9 protein-coding genes and 1 tRNA gene are annotated in these 12,654 nt (G+C 60.6%); 1 reads left to right on the plus strand and 9 read right to left on the minus strand.

Translation table 11 applies throughout. The annotated features are described in order from the left end of the window. Positions 1-7: 7 nt before the first annotated feature. The 8 genes from HMPREF9697_RS02275 to HMPREF9697_RS02310 all read right to left on the minus strand — a co-directional run bounded on the left by HMPREF9697_RS02275 (position 8) and on the right by HMPREF9697_RS02310 (position 9,426). Complete coding sequence (locus tag HMPREF9697_RS02275; RefSeq protein WP_002715527.1) at positions 8-694, minus strand: GntR family transcriptional regulator; 687 nt, start codon at positions 692-694, stop codon at positions 8-10. Positions 695-1,109: 415 nt separating this feature from the next. After that, positions 1,110-1,805: a response regulator gene (locus tag HMPREF9697_RS02280; RefSeq protein ID WP_002715528.1), complete on the minus strand. Its 696-nt coding sequence runs from the start codon at positions 1,803-1,805 to the stop codon at positions 1,110-1,112. After that, a complete protein-coding gene (locus HMPREF9697_RS02285; RefSeq protein ID WP_002715529.1) occupies positions 1,802-4,474 on the minus strand; it encodes a sensor histidine kinase in 2,673 nt (890 codons plus the stop codon). The genes HMPREF9697_RS02280 and HMPREF9697_RS02285 overlap by 4 nt, the downstream gene beginning before the upstream one ends. A gap of 21 nt (positions 4,475-4,495) precedes the next feature. Next, entirely contained in the window at positions 4,496-5,098 is a 603-nt protein-coding gene (locus tag HMPREF9697_RS02290) for a K(+)-transporting ATPase subunit C (protein ID WP_002715530.1), read from the minus strand. Between the two features lie 12 nt (positions 5,099-5,110). After that, on the minus strand, positions 5,111-7,183 hold the full coding sequence (kdpB, locus tag HMPREF9697_RS02295) for a potassium-transporting ATPase subunit KdpB (protein ID WP_002715531.1): 2,073 nt from the start codon (positions 7,181-7,183) through the stop codon (positions 5,111-5,113). 11 nt (positions 7,184-7,194) lie between these two features. Next, complete coding sequence (gene kdpA, locus HMPREF9697_RS02300) at positions 7,195-8,898, minus strand: potassium-transporting ATPase subunit KdpA (RefSeq protein WP_002715532.1); 1,704 nt, start codon at positions 8,896-8,898, stop codon at positions 7,195-7,197. Positions 8,899-8,908: 10 nt separating this feature from the next. Then, positions 8,909-8,998 (minus strand): K(+)-transporting ATPase subunit F, encoded by a 90-nt coding sequence (locus HMPREF9697_RS02305; protein WP_002715533.1) that lies wholly within the window; start codon positions 8,996-8,998, stop codon positions 8,909-8,911. A gap of 336 nt (positions 8,999-9,334) precedes the next feature. After that, positions 9,335-9,426 (minus strand) — tRNA-Ser (locus tag HMPREF9697_RS02310). A gap of 607 nt (positions 9,427-10,033) precedes the next feature. On the opposite strand from HMPREF9697_RS02310, the gene HMPREF9697_RS02315 reads away from it, so the two are divergent. Beyond that, positions 10,034-11,476, plus strand: coding sequence for a porin (locus HMPREF9697_RS02315; RefSeq protein WP_002715535.1), 1,443 nt, complete (start codon positions 10,034-10,036; stop codon positions 11,474-11,476). Positions 11,477-11,759: 283 nt separating this feature from the next. Here the strand turns inward: HMPREF9697_RS02315 and HMPREF9697_RS02320 are convergent, their stop codons facing one another. After that, the gene (locus HMPREF9697_RS02320; RefSeq protein ID WP_002715536.1) at positions 11,760-12,644 is read right to left on the minus strand and encodes an alpha/beta fold hydrolase; all 885 of its coding nucleotides are present in this window, start codon (positions 12,642-12,644) and stop codon (positions 11,760-11,762) included. Positions 12,645-12,654 lie beyond the last annotated feature (10 nt).

A 12,654-nucleotide genomic window follows, 5' to 3' on the forward strand; every position in this document is an offset into this window, starting at 1 on the left:
CAATACGTCAGGCATCGAGCGTCTTGCGCGCGAAATCCTCGATATAGTCGATCAAGCGGTCGGAGGCATCGGCGGCTGCTTTCGAATTGCGTTCGGAGATCGCCTTCGCAACCTCGGCATGCAACGTTGCCGCCAGCGGCAGGTCGGCGACCTGCTGGTAGTGCTGATACCAAAAACGGCGAGAGGTCGCGTTCATCAACCCGATCGAACGGCGTGCGAACTCGTTATGCGCGGCGTCGGCGATGAGGCTGTTGAAACGCTGATCCAGCCGCATGAACTCCATATCGTCGGCACTTTTTGCTGCCTTGAGCATGTTCTTGGCGAGTTCGGCGAATTCCTTCCGCTCCTCGTCGTTCGCGCGCTCAGCGGCAAGGCGAGCCATCAACCGTTCGATTTCGCGCCGGACTTCAAGCAGGCGGAACTGTTTCTGTAGATTGATTTCGGAGACCATGATGCCGCGCCTCGGGATGATGACCACGAGGCCATCATGGGCGAGGCGCTGCAAAGCTTCGCGGGTAGGGGTGCGCCCGATCTTCAGCCGCTGCATCAACGTGCGCTCCGACAAAACGGTGCCAGGCGGAATTTGCAGGGTGACGATAATTTCCTCGAGTTCGCTATAGGCGCGATCTGTCAGAGTGGCGTGATTGGCTCTCGAGGCGGTACGGCGCTTTGAAGCCTTTTTTTTTGATTTCAAATCGGCCTCTTTCCAACCAGCGGCAGCTGGCCGCGATGTCCGCTTTGTCTTTTAAGTTGATCGTGAAAAGCGTTTCTCAACTGCGTCGCAACGCGACATGTCTCCGACACATGACGCATCCGAACGAGTCTTATCACAATGAAATTAATCGTACATTGCTTGTATATCAATGACAAGAGGGCCGTATATCAACGAGAAAGGCGACGCAGAATATGAAGTGCTTCGCTAATTCTGGGAGGTGACGACCCCCAACCAGCCCGGACTTGGAATCGGTGCCCCGATCATACGCCCTTGCCGAATCCGGGGCTCGTAAATCCTGACCGGCTGCGGGAGTAGGTCCCCCAGACACATCAGGATGCGTTAGTGATTCTGCATGGCCCGGCACGGACCCTCGCGGCAGCCGTAACAGAGAATTTCAGGGGGCCGTTTCTGAGATGCGGTAGCCTATTCCGGGCTCGGTCAGGATCAATTTCGGATCGTCAGGGTTCTCCTCGATCTTCTGCCGAAGCTGACCGATGTAGACGCGAAGGTATTGTGTATCCTCGACATGGGCAGCTCCCCACACTGCGGCGAGGATTTGTCTGTGGGTCACGATCCTGCCGGCGTGCCGAGACAGGAAAGACAGGAGCTCGAATTCTCTCGGCGTCAGCTTGATGTCCACGCCGCCTCGCGTCACGCGATGACGGACTGAATCGATCTCGACCGCACCAATACGCAGAACCGGAATTTCGGCCTGGCGTTGCATTCGGTGACGCGTTGCAGTGCGCATGCGGGCGAGCAATTCGCCGACATTGAAGGGCTTGTTCACGTAGTCGTCGGCACCCTTGTCCAATGCCTCGATTTTCTCAGCCTCGCGCTCCCGCGCGGAGAGCACAATGATCGGAACGTCCGACCACTCACGCACTTTTCCGATGACATCCTTGCCGTCACCGTCCGGCAGTCCAAGGTCGAGCAGAACGATATCGGGTGTCGCAGCGGCAATTTGCTTGATGGCGTCGGCGACCGTCGTGGTCGCGTAAATCTCGTAGGAATTGGCTTCAAGGGCAGGTTTCAGAAACCGCAGGATGGCAGCTTCGTCATCGACGATCAGGACGCGGGTCTTGCTGCTCATGACTCTGCCCTCCCGCGCGGAAGATGCAGGACGAAGCGCGTTCCATGTCCGTGAGCTATCGGACTCTGCGCTTCGACGGATCCGCCATGCGCCTCCGCGATGCCCTTTGCAATCGCAAGTCCGAGACCCGTTCCCTGACCGCCATCTGCGTTGGACGTGCCGCCAAGCGAAACAAATTTCTCGAAGATGCGCGGCAGCGCGTCCGGCGGGATGCCTGGCCCATCATCCACGACAGCCAGTTCGACCTCGTTTTCGTTCACTGCGCCCTCGATGCGGATGACGGTCTCGCGCGGCGTGTGCGTGACGGCGTTTGCGACAATGGTGCCGACAGCCTGTTCGATCAGAGCGGCGTCGGCGCGGATCAATGGCAAGTCCTGAGGAAGCTTTGTTTCAAAGTGCTGCCCGGCGCCGCGCCGCCGTGCGGCGCTGACGATACGCTGCACGATTTCCCGCAGATCGACCCAGTCATGACGCAACTCCAGTGCGCCTGCCTCGATCCGCGTTACCGCCAGCAGATTGCGCACCAGTTCGTCCAGCCCTTCGGCTTCGACCTTGATGTGCTGGAGCAGGTCGCTCCTTGCCGCAGGATCAAGTTTCTCGCCATAATCGAGCAGGCTGCTCGCAGAGCCTAGGATCGACGACAGCGGCGTGCGGAAGTCATGCGAAATCGATGCAAGCATGGTGTTGCGGACTCTTTCTGCTTCCGTCGCGGTTTTCGCGCTGACCATTTCACGCGACAGCATGGCACGATCCAGTGCCGCCGCCGCTTGTTCGGCCAGCGTATCGAGAAGAGCAAGCGATTCCGAATCCAGATCGCGCTGATCCTTTTCGCGCGCCACGCCGACAACGCCGAGCATCCTGTCGCCGAAACGCAGCGGAATGAAATACCAGGGAATGGTCGGCAGCGTGCCGGTGTTCGCGCCGGCCGGTTCGTTGTGCTGATAGGCCCATCGCGCAGCCATCATCGCGGCGGCATCGAGACTGTCTTCCGGCGGCCATGCCGCTATGAGGTCGAGGTCCGTATCATTGTCCATAAGGACGACGATCGATCTCGCCAGGCTGATGTGCATCTCACTGGCCGCGCCCTCGGCGACCGCGTCGGGCGTCGCGAGACGCGACAGCCGCCGGGTGAACTCGTAGAGACGGCGCATCGCGCGCATGCGGCTGGCCGACACGCCTGCCTGATACCGGGCACGGCCGGCCACGGCTGAGGTGATGATCGCAACCAGCAGAAAGATCGCGAGCGCCAGCAACTCGTAGGGCTCGGCAATCGTAAACGTGTAGAGTGGCGCGATGAAAAAGAAATTATAGGCTGCGAACGAAAGCAGCGAGGCGTAGACAGCCGGCCAGATGCCGAACCTCACCGCAGTCAGCAGAACCGCCAGCAAGTAGATGAGCGAGAGGTTCGGGATCGGCGTCAGATCGGTCAGGATTGTGCCGATGCCCGTCGCGCCTACAATCAGGGCCGTCGCCGAGAGAAAAGCCGTCGCATTCGCATTGAGTGGTGGTAGGCGCCATCGCGGTCGGCTGGAATCGCGATCCCGCGTCACGAGATGAATGGCGATGTCCTGTGTCCGTCGCACTAGCTCATGTGGCAGTGAGCGCCGCAGCAATTCATTGATAAAGCCATTGCGCGAACGCCCGACCACGATCTGCGTGACGTTCTCAAACCGCGCGAAGCGCAACAATTCTGCGGGAATGTCGGCCCCCGTCAGGGTGTCGGTGTCCGCGCCGAGCGAGCGCGCCAAGGCCATGGCATCGTCGAGCCGTTTGCGCGCCGTCTCGTCCGGATTAACGCCCGGCCGTTCGACCGTCACGGCTATCCACGGCGCATCCATCAGATCGGCGAGCCGCTTGGCCGTGCGCACTACTGCGGGAGAAATCGGATCTGGGCCGATGCAGGCCAGAATGCGTTCGCCTGCGGCCCACGGCCCTTCGATGGCTTCGGCCTGCATCCGCTCGACGAGATCGGCATCGACACGCTCAGCCGCCCGGCGCAGGGCCAGCTCGCGCAAGGCCGTCAGATTTTGCGGCTTGAAGAAACTCTCGACCGCACGCGCGGCCGTGTCCTGCACATAGACTTTTCCCTCGGCGAGGCGCTTCAGCAGTTCATCGGGCGGAAAATCCACCAGCATGACTTCGTCTGCCTTGTCGAACACGATGTCCGGCACGGTTTCACGTACGCGCACGTTGGTGATCTTCTGCACGACATCGTTCAGGCTCTCGAGATGCTGGATGTTGAGCGTGCTCCAGACATCGATGCCTGCCTTCAGAAGCTCGTCGACATCCTGCCAGCGCTTCGGATGGCGGCTTCCCGGCACATTGCTATGGGCATATTCATCGACAAGCAGCAGGCCCGGCCGCCGCTCCAGCGCCGCATCGAGATCGAATTCGTGCAAGACCTGATTGCGATAGATGATGGATTTGCGCGGTAGCGTCTCCAGCCCCTCGGCCAGAGTTTCCGTCTCGCGGCGACCGTGAGTCTCGATCAGTCCGGCAACGACGTCACGGCCACCCGAGCTTTCCGCGCGAGCAGCCGCGAGCATTGCATAAGTCTTGCCGACGCCAGGCGCTGCGCCGAGAAAAATTTTCAGATGACCCCGGTCTTCTTTCCGGGCTCTGGCAAGCAATGCATCTGGCGATGCGCGTTGGGCCGGTTCGATGGCCATAAAAGTCCAATAAGGAATGTCCTACGACTGCAACTTGTCGAGTGCGAGGTTAAGTTTCAAGACATTGACGCGAGGCTCGCCGAGAAAACCCCACATTCGTCCCTCGATCTGGCCGGTGACCAGTGCCCGAATTGTCGTCTCGGGGAGATGTCGTGCCTTGGCAACGCGCGAAACCTGAAAGAACGCTGCCTCCGGCGAAATATGCGGATCGAGCCCGCTGGCTGACGTCGTGACCAGATCGACCGGGAGGCTCCCGGACGGATTTTCCGCCTTCAGCTTCGCCACATCGTCCTTAAGCCGGCCGGCGAGGTCCTTGCTGGTCGGGCCGAGATTCGATCCGCCGGAGTTCGCTGCGTTGTAAGGCAACGGCACGCTCTTGCTTGCATCCTGCGGATCGGGCGCGGTCGTGGCGGACAGGCGGCCGTGGAAATATCTGTCGCTCTCGAATTGTTGGCCGATCAGTTCCGAGCCGATTACTTTCCCGTTGCGTTCGATCAAGCTTCCGTTTGCCTGAGCAGGGAAAATTGCTTGCGCAAGGCCGGTAATGGCAAGCGGATAGGCCAGTCCCGTGATGGCCGTCAGCATGAGCAGGACAACGAGGGCAGGGCGGATTTCCTTCAGCATGGGAAACCTCCTTCAAGCGAGTTGCAGCGCGGTGACGACAATGTCGATCACCTTGATACCGACGAACGGCAGGACCAACCCGCCGAGGCCGTAAATGAACAGGTTGCGGCGAAGCAGCGGGCCCGCACCGATAGGGCGATAGGCGACGCCCTTCAGCGCGAGCGGGATGAGAGCGATGATGATCAGCGCATTGAAGATGATCGCGGACAGGATCGCGCTTTGCGGCGTCGCAAGGTGCATGATGTTGAGCACGCCGAGCTGCGGATAAAACGCGAGGAAGATCGCCGGGATGATGGCGAAGTACTTTGCTACGTCGTTTGCAATCGAGAACGTCGTCAGCGCGCCACGCGTCATCAGAAGCTGCTTGCCGATTTCGACGATCTCGATGAGCTTGGTCGGATTGGAATCGAGATCGACCATGTTGCCGGCTTCGCGCGCGGCCTGCGTGCCGCTCTGCATGGCTACACCGACATCGGCTTGAGCCAGCGCGGGTGCGTCATTGGTGCCGTCGCCGCACATGGCGATCAACCGGCCATGCGCCTGCTCGTCGCGGATGTAGCGCAACTTGTCCTCCGGCGTGGCCTCGGCGATGAAATCGTCGACGCCTGCTTCCGATGCGATCGCCGCGGCGGTGATGGGATTGTCGCCGGTAATCATCACCGTCTTGATGCCCATTCGTCGCAATTCGGCAAATCGCTCCTTCACGTCCGCCTTCACCACGTCCTTGAGATGAATGACCGCCAGCAACCGGCCGCTGTCCACGAGGCCAAGAGGGGTGCCGCCGGCCCGCGCAATCTTGTCGACGGCCGCACGGAAAGCCGGTGGCTCCGCGAGATTCTGTCCGCTGGCTTGGCTTGCGAATTTCAGAATGGAGTCGATAGCGCCTTTGCGCAGCATCCGCTCGCCGATGTCGATGCCGGATAAGCGCGTGTTTGCGGAAAATTCGATGAACTTGGCGCTTGGTGGCGCGTCGTCGCGCTTCACGCCGTATTTCTCCTGCACCAAGGTCACGATGGAGCGGCCTTCAGCTGTTTCATCCGCGATGCTGGCGAGGAGTGCTGCTTCTGCCGCTTCGCGTTCGCTGACGCCGGGGACAGGGATGATTTCGGTCGCCAGGCGATTGCCGAACGTCACCGTGCCGGTCTTGTCGAGCAGCAGCGTATCGACGTCGCCAGCCGCCTCAACCGCGCGGCCCGACATCGCAAGCACGTTGAACCGAACCAGACGATCCATGCCGGCGATGCCGATGGCGGACAGAAGCGCACCGATCGTCGTCGGAATGAGCGTCACGAAGAGGGCGACCAGCACCACGATGGAGACCGCACCGCCCGCATAGGCCGCGTAGCTCGGGATCGTGGCGGTGGCGAATACGAAAATGATGGTGAGGCCGACCAGCAGAATCGTGAGCGCGATCTCATTCGGTGTCTTCTGGCGTTCCGCGCCTTCCACCAGCTTGATCATGCGGTCGAGGAAGGATGTGCCGGGCGAAGACGTGATCCGTACCACGATCCGGTCGGAGAGCACCGTCGTGCCGCCGGTCACCGCCGAGCGGTCGCCGCCGGATTCGCGGATCACAGGCGCGGATTCGCCCGTGACCGCCGCCTCATTGACCGAAGCGATGCCCTCGATGATTTCGCCGTCACCAGGAATGATGTCACCCGGTCCGCAGACGACGACATCGCCGGCTTCGAGCTCCTCCGCCATGATCCCCTCGAACAGTTCGGGATTGTCGGCGGTGAGCAAGCGCTTGGCACGCGTCTGTGTCCGTGTCCTGCGAAGCGTATCGGCCTGCGCGCGGCCTCTGCCTTCGGCCACGGCTTCGGCGAAGTTGGCAAACAGCACGGTGAACCACAGCCAGATGACGATCTGTGTTTCGAACAGAATGTTCGCGCCGCCCACGGCGATGTCGCGCACGAGCAGAACCGTGGTCAGCACCGTCACCATCTCGAGCACGAACATCACCGGATTCCTGGCGAGCGTACGGGGATCGAGCTTGAGAAAGGCCTGACCGATGGCGGGCACGACGATCTTGGGATCGAAGAGCGTATTCGCTGCCGAACGCTTACGGACTTTTGAGGTTTCCATGGCGATGATCCTTAGAAGACTTGGCCGGCTTGCATCGCGAGATGCTCGGCGATGGGGCCAAGTGCGAGTGCGGGGAAGAAGGTCAGGCCGCCGACGATGATGATGACGCCGACGAGCAGGCCGACGAAGAGGCCGCCGGTGGTCGGGAATGTGCCGCTGGATGCAGCGACAGCCTTCTTCTGTGCGAGCGAGCCTGCAATCGCCATCGCCGGAATGATCATCCAGAAACGGCCGATGAACATCGCGACGGCGCCGCTGACATTATAGAACAGTGTGTTTCCGCTCAGGCCGGCGAACGCCGAGCCGTTATTGGCGGCCTGCGAGGTATAGGCATAAAGTACTTCGCTGAACCCGTGCGGCCCCGCATTCGCCATCGACGCAACCGCGGGAGGATAGACCACGGCGATCGCGGTCCAGCCGAGCATCATCAGCGGCAGGACGAGAATGGCGAGCATCGCCATCTTCACTTCCTTCGCCTCGATTTTCTTGCCGACATACTCAGGCGTACGACCGACCATCAGGCCGGCGACGAACACCGTGATGATGACGAACAGCAGCATGCCATAGAGACCGGCGCCAACACCGCCAATGATGATCTCGCCTAGCTCCATGTTGATCATCGGGATCATGCCGCCGAGCGGGGTGAGACTGTCGTGCATCGCGTTGACCGCGCCGCAGGACGCCACTGTGGTGACGACCGCGAACAGCGCGGAGGCCACGATGCCGAACCGGACTTCCTTGCCCTCCATGTTGCCGCCCGTGAGGCCAAGGGTGTGAAGCGTCGCTGTTCCATTCGCTTCTGCCCAATAGGCGACAATGACACCCGCGATGAACAGAATGCCCATGGCCGCGAAGATCGCCCAACCTTGCTTGGTGTTGCCGACCATGCGGCCGAACACGTTGGTCATCGCCGCGCCAATCGTGAGGATCAACAGCATCTGCACGAAGTTCGATAGCGCCGTGGGATTCTCGAAGGGGTGTGCGGCGTTGGCGTTGAAGAAACCGCCGCCATTGGTCCCGAGCATCTTGATCGCGACCTGCGAGGCGACCGGGCCGACCGCGATAGTCTGCTTCGCGCCCTCCAGCGTCGTTGCATCGACATAGGGGCCGAGGGTCTGTGGCATTCCCTGCCAGACCAGGAAGAGCGCCGACAGGATGCAGATCGGCAGCAGGACGTAGAGGGTCACGCGTGTCACATCGACCCAGAAATTGCCGACGGTCTTGGCCGACGCCCGTGCGAATCCGCGGATTAGCGCGATCGCGATCGCCAGACCCGTTGCCGCTGACAGAAAGTTCTGTTGTGTGAGACCCAGCATCTGCACGAGATAGGACATCGTGCTTTCGCCGCCGTAATTCTGCCAGTTGGTATTGGTGACGAAGCTGACCGCGGTGTTGAAGGCGAGATCTGGAGAAACGCCGCTCATCCCGGCGGGATTGAACGGCAGTACGCCCTGTATGCGCGTCAATAGATAGAGAAATGCGAAGCCTGCCGCGTTGAACAACAGCATGGCGATCGCATAGGTGAGCCAGTGCTGCTCGCGCGCCGCATCGATGCCCGCAACGCGATAGATTGCACGTTCAATAGGCAACAGCAGCGGCGACAGCCAGGTGCGTTCGCCATTGAAAACGCGTGTCATGTAGGCGCCGAGAACCGGCGTCAGCGCGACGAGGACAAGGCAGAAGGCGATGATTTGAATCCAGCCGACAAATGTCATGGCGCGCCTCTCAGAACTTTTCCGGGCGCAGCAGCGCGTAGGTCAGGTAGATGGTGAGGCCGACGGTCACGAGGCTGGCGAGTGTGTAATCGAGCGACATGGCCACCTCACAACCGCGCGCAATAAGCGGCGTAGCCGATCGATGCGGCGAAAAGGGCGAGGCCCAAGGCGAACAGAAGGATGTCGAGCATGACGCTCTCCCGTGATGCGAACGTTCGCCGATCACGTAGAGATGCGCAGCTAAGGAAACGATTGGATTTTGAAGGACGCGGTATAAAGGAGAAATAAGGAGCGTTCGCCCACGCTTCGGAGCCACGTCAGTGATGACCGCACTGATTTTTGGCTATGTAAGCTTGCGGATGAGCAATTCGTCGTCGGAGCAATCAGCAAACCACGACGGATCAGAAGTGGGGCAATGTCAGGGCTGCAAAGCTGATGGCGGAGACGATGGGATTCGAACCCATGATACCCTTTTCAAGGTATGCTCATTTAGCAAACGAGTGCCTTCAGCCGCTCGGCCACGTCTCCCGCGCGCCCCGATATGCCTGACGATGCCGTGACCTGCAAGCGGGATCGGCGTGCTGCGACAAAGACCGTCCTCGGTCACTTCGTTATATGCAGATACGGCATCTAAAAGGGTACCTCAAAACCGTGGAACCGGGGCAGATATGCAGCCTCGCTGCGGCCGTGTCGCCTGAGAATCGCGCCGCTTGATTCGTGATGTCGACCGCCTTCCAACTGTCAGCAGGAGGAGGTGATGCAGAATTGCAACGCAGCAATCCAGAGTCCGGAATATCTAAAATATACATTATTTATCAATCGCTTGAGTATTTATCTCACAAAACAGTGAGTGTTTTTTGTGCAACAGTTATTTGGAAACGATCCAATCCATCCACGGATCGGGCGGGTCTTAGTTGCTTGTGCGGGAACGTTAGGTAATTCTGCCCACGCGACGGAGGGGGGCATCCCGAGGTCGTCCCGTTTGGGGGTTTCGCTTAAGTCGCTCGCGTTTGTGCGGGAGTGTCCGAAAGCGCGAGGCGACCAAGCGGTTTAACGGGATCAAGGGGACCAAACCACAGGTGTGACTTAACACCAGCGGGCCGGAACCTTCCCTACACATCATATTGGAGGTTTTATGAGCAAGATTAAGAGCCTTGTCCTCGGATCGGCAGCGGCAATCGTTGCGATCGGTGGCGCACAGGCGGCTGATCTTCCCGTCAAGGCCAAAGCGGTCGAGTACGTGAAGGTTTGTTCCCTGTACGGAGCCGGCTTCTACTACATCCCGGGCACCGACACCTGCATCCGCATCGGCGGCTATCTGCGTGCGGAAGTGAACTTCAACGCTGCTCCGTCGGACGCGACCTACCTGAATGGCGACGGCGGCCTTGGCTACCGTACCGCTGGTCAGTATCAGACCCGCGCCCGCATCATGATGAACATCGACACCCGCACCGCGACCGAATACGGCGTTGTCCGTACTTTCGCGGCGTTTGGCCCGCAGTTCAACGAAGGTGCCACGAATGCTCCGCCGGACACGCTCGGCAGCGGCAGCATGCGCGTTGAAGCGGCTTTCGTTCAGTTCGCTGGCTTCACCTTCGGTCGTTCGGCTTCCGCTTACGCCCTTCCGTGGAACGGCGCTCCGGGTAACCTGAACTCGACCCTCATGGGTGGCCCGAACTTCGACGCTGGCGTGAACAACATCCAGTACACCTGGCAGTTCGGCAATGGCGTGTCGGCCAGCGTCGGCGTTGACCAGCAGGGCTATTCCAACCGCGTTGGTGTTGCCAACGTGGCTATCTCGACCCCTGATATTTTTGGCGCTTACACCAACGCCTATGCTGCTCCGACTGCTGTGGACGTCGTCGGCAACATCCGCCTCGACCAGGCTTGGGGTCTGCTGCAGCTCTCTGCGGCTGGTCATCAGGTCACCGGCAATTACTATGGCACCACCGCGCTGTCTGGCCACCCGAGCGACAAGTGGGGCTTCGCTGTGACCGGTGCGTTGCAGATCAAGAACCTGCCGACCGGCCCCGGCGACGACATCAAGATCAGCGGTACCTACTCCGAGGGTGGCCTGCGCTACGTGCTCGGCCAGTCGGGTAATACCCCGATGAACTTCGCTGCGCTGAATGGTGGCTTCACCTTCGCGGGCCTTCCAATCGCCGATGCCGTGTACGGCGGCGCCGGCAGCACCCTCCAGCTGACCAAGGCCTATGGCTTCAACGGCGCCTTCAACCACAACTGGAACCGTAACTGGTCGTCCAGCGTGTTTGGTTCGTGGTCGCATGTTGATTACAATGGGGCGGCGACGACGGCCATCTGTGCCGGTGCATACGGTGCTCGCGTTGGCGGTGTCGGTACCTGCAACCCGGACTTCAACATCAGCCAGCTCGGTGCAAGCACGACCTGGAAGCCGGTGAAGGACCTCGCGTTCATCGCCGAAGCGACCTGGGTCCACCTCGACCAGAAAAACACCGGTCAGGCGACTTTGACGGGCGGCCTTTCTGCTGGTCGCGTCGTCACTTACGGAAATACCGACTCCTACTCCGGTATCCTCCGCGTTCAGCGCAACTTCTGATCGTCTCACCTTCGGGTGAAACCATCGAACGAACCCCGGCAGGCAACTGCCGGGGTTTTGTTTTGGGCAAACGGATTGCCGTGTGTTGCAGGTGGCTTTCCGCGTCATTGCGAGGAGCGAAGCGATGAAGTAATCGAGCTTGAGGTAGCGGGTAGTGAAACGGGCTCGTTATCCTCGAGCCCTCGAAAGATACGACGACCCGTCGTTTCCACGCAGGCTGGCCTGTTGGGTTAAGGGAAATTCCAAGAGGCGAGTCTCCGCTTTTGCGGGAACGACCCAGACCTCACCGCGCGCCGTCGCACCTTCGGCAGAAAGCCTTGATCCGCTCGATCGTCGTGGCATCCGCCAGCAGCGGGGCATGGCCTTGCAGTGGCACGTCGCACGTTTCCATATCGGGCCGCCGACGTTTCATCTCAGCGACGCAGTCGCGCGCCAGCAGATCCGAAAGCTCGCCGCGGATCGACAGCAAGGGCACTTTCGCCATTTGATCGAACAATTCCCATAGTGGCGGGGGTGGCGTCTCAGGTGAAATCGAATCAAAGGTATGCCCCAGCGCCAGATCGTAAGTGCGAATCAGACGGCCATCGGCGTCCTGCCGGAATGCCCGGTGCGCCCAGGCCATCCAGTCGGCCTCGGTGAGGGCAGGGAAGACGCTTCCGAACAGCCGTTGCAGTCCGGCCACCGCCTCGCTCCATGTCTGCGGCGTCATGCGCGGCGCAAGGTAGCCCTTGATCTTCATCAGCCCGGTGATGTCCAGCTCCGGCCCGATGTCGTTGAGGATGATGCCCGCAAGAAGCTCCGGGCGTGTCGCGGCAATGACCATTGAGATCAATCCGCCGCGCGACGTACCAAGCAGGATCGCGCGGGTGATTCCTGCCGCATTTGCCAGCGCCAGCACGTCGGTGGTCTCATTCGGCACGCTGTAATTGGTCGGATTCGGATCGAAATCGGATCGGCCGCGGCCGCGATAGTCGATTGCAACGACGCGCCGCGGATTTTGTGAGTCATCCGCCAACGCCCGCGCGACAATATCGAAATCCTCCGCCGTCCGCGTCAGACCGGGCAGACAGAGAACGGGCAGGGCAACGCCATCGGCTGGGCCGATGGCGCGTGCGCGCAGCCGCAATCCGTCGGCAGAGGTGGTGAAGATGTCCTGAAACGGGCTCATCGGCTTTCCA

This window comes from Afipia felis ATCC 53690 (genome assembly GCF_000314735.2).
Classification (GTDB): Bacteria; Pseudomonadota; Alphaproteobacteria; order Rhizobiales; family Xanthobacteraceae; genus Afipia; species Afipia felis.

What these genes read in the sequence shown, in the direction of transcription:
- HMPREF9697_RS02280 (WP_002715528.1), bottom strand. Translation starts at nt 1,805, where the DNA reads ATGAGCAGCAAGACCCGCGTCCTGATCGTCGATGACGAAGCTGCCATC.
- HMPREF9697_RS02285 (WP_002715529.1), bottom strand. Translation starts at nt 4,474, where the DNA reads ATGGCCATCGAACCGGCCCAACGCGCATCGCCAGATGCATTGCTTGCC.
- HMPREF9697_RS02290 (WP_002715530.1), bottom strand. Translation starts at nt 5,098, where the DNA reads ATGCTGAAGGAAATCCGCCCTGCCCTCGTTGTCCTGCTCATGCTGACG.
- kdpB (WP_002715531.1), bottom strand. Translation starts at nt 7,183, where the DNA reads ATGGAAACCTCAAAAGTCCGTAAGCGTTCGGCAGCGAATACGCTCTTC.
- kdpA (WP_002715532.1), bottom strand. Translation starts at nt 8,898, where the DNA reads ATGACATTTGTCGGCTGGATTCAAATCATCGCCTTCTGCCTTGTCCTC.
- HMPREF9697_RS02305 (WP_002715533.1), bottom strand. Translation starts at nt 8,998, where the DNA reads ATGTCGCTCGATTACACACTCGCCAGCCTCGTGACCGTCGGCCTCACC.
- HMPREF9697_RS02315 (WP_002715535.1), top strand. Translation starts at nt 10,034, where the DNA reads ATGAGCAAGATTAAGAGCCTTGTCCTCGGATCGGCAGCGGCAATCGTT.
- HMPREF9697_RS02320 (WP_002715536.1), bottom strand. Translation starts at nt 12,644, where the DNA reads ATGAGCCCGTTTCAGGACATCTTCACCACCTCTGCCGACGGATTGCGG.